This is a genomic window from Agrobacterium sp. ST15.16.024 (assembly GCF_027956545.1).
Classification (GTDB): domain Bacteria; phylum Pseudomonadota; class Alphaproteobacteria; order Rhizobiales; family Rhizobiaceae; genus Agrobacterium; species Agrobacterium cucumeris.
This window is the reverse complement of the sequence record NZ_JAQKGO010000069.1, coordinates 1-383: the sequence shown is the minus strand read 5'-3', so window position 1 is coordinate 383 and position 383 is coordinate 1. Positions and strand designations below refer to the sequence as shown.

The 383-nt window shown below is 60.6% G+C and carries 1 pseudogene; it reads left to right on the top strand.

The features are described from left to right. Positions 1 to 383 (top strand): annotated as a pseudogene (locus PL640_RS25670) (hypothetical protein); the annotation flags it as partial.

Below are 383 nucleotides of genomic sequence, written 5' to 3'. Positions count from 1 at the left end.
CCCAATCTGTTCCGTCGCATGCACCGTAAAATCGTGGTAATCGACGCCACCACCGCCTTTGTCGGCGGTATTAACTACTCCGCCGAACATATGAGCGACTACGGTCCGGAGGCGAAGCAGGATTATGCGGTGCAGGTCGAAGGGCCGGTGGTGCTCGACATCCTGCAGTTCGAGCTGGAAAACCTGCCCACCAGCGAAACCGCCCGCCGCTGGTGGCGACGTCGTCGCCACCAGCCGGAGATTAACCAGACCCCCGGCGAGGCGCAGGCGCTGTTCGTCTGGCGCGACAACCAGGATCACCGCGACGATATTGAACGCCACTACCTGAAGATGCTGACCAGCGCCCGCCGGGAAGTGATTATCGCTAACGCCTATTTTTTCCC